General features: G+C 42.5%; 1 protein-coding gene. It reads left to right on the plus strand.

Annotation, left to right across the window (positions count from 1 at the left end; translation table 11 throughout):
* Positions 1-61 precede the first annotated feature (61 nt).
* The gene (locus ACQEXT_RS21160; RefSeq protein WP_426953439.1) at positions 62-1,321 is read left to right on the plus strand and encodes an IS4 family transposase; all 1,260 of its coding nucleotides are present in this window, start codon (positions 62-64) and stop codon (positions 1,319-1,321) included.
* The last annotated feature ends 19 nt before the right edge of the window (positions 1,322-1,340 follow it).

Consider the following 1,340-nt stretch of genomic DNA (forward strand, 5'->3'; position numbering starts at 1 on the left):
CTGAAGTATCCCCACAAAACTGAGAGAAAAAGCTAATAAATTCATTTTATTGGGAACATTCATGACGCTTAGTGATCAACAGTTTATCACCACAATAAATATGTCATCACCGAGAAACGTCATGAATGTGAAAAGTATAGTATCCAATTTTCTTAACGCTGTCCTTGGTTCAATGCATAAAACTCGAGCAAGAGCGTTTGGCGCGTGTGTTGAAAGTGTTCTCTCTGGAAATGCACTTTACGTGACTTCTATCGGAAGGGGGATCGTGACCCAAGCCTATGAAAAACATGCAATTAAAAGGGCTGACCGACTACTCTCTAATTCCCATCTGTATGAATCGAGATTGCTTGTTTATAAGCGCATGACAACTTTACTGACGTCCCATCTAACGCAGCCTGTTATTCATGTTGATTGGTCAGACTTAAATAAGCAAAAGACACTGTTTTTACTTAGAGCATCGTTGTCATTTAAAGGAAGAGCCTTGACCTTATACGAAGAAGTTCACCCTCTAGAAACAAAAGAGAAAGCCACAACACACAATGATTTTCTCAATCGACTCAAGATACTTTTGCCAACAACCTGTACTCCGATCATTGTGACTGATGCAGGATTCAAGCGCCCTTGGTTTAAGTCGGTGACATCACACGGCTGGCATTTTGTTGGCAGAGTGAGAGGAAAGGTCTGCCTGAGTCCGGACGGAAATCAAGGTGAGTGGTGTAAAGCCCTTTTCCCACGTTCAACCTCGACACCGACGTTGATGAAGAACTGGTTTATGGGCAACAAGTTGCCCTATAGAGTCAATCTCATTCTGTACAAGGCGAAATCAAAAGGTCGTATAGCAAAAACAACAAAGGGGTTACGTCAGCAATCCAATTACAGCCGAAAAAATGCTCGTCGGGCTAATGACCCTTGGGTACTTGTTACGTCGCTTCCAGCAAGACTTGAACTGGCAAAACGAGTAGTCAATATCTATAGTAATCGCATGCAAATAGAGGAGTCGTTCAGAGACTGCAAATCTGAACGATTTGGCCTTGGCATGTCAAGTCACGGAACTAAGCGACTAAAAAGAATGAGTATTTTAGTTCTTATAGCTAGCGTAGGACATCTTCTCCTCACCCTGATAGGGTTGCTAGGAGAAAGGATGAATGCACACTGTCGGTTCCAAGCTAATACAATCAAGACTCGAGCTGTTTTAAGTTATTTTTATCTTGGAATGCGTTTGTACAAGCGGCCAGGTTGGAACGTGGCAGTAAAAGAGTGGCGGAAAGGTATAGAAAGCTTCCTTATAAAACTCGCTAAAGCTCAAGAGGCGACTATATGATTTTGTGGGGATCCCTCAG

The sequence above is a fragment of the Vibrio sp. TRT 29B02 genome (genome assembly GCF_050113655.1).
Lineage (GTDB): Bacteria > Pseudomonadota > Gammaproteobacteria > Enterobacterales > Vibrionaceae > Vibrio.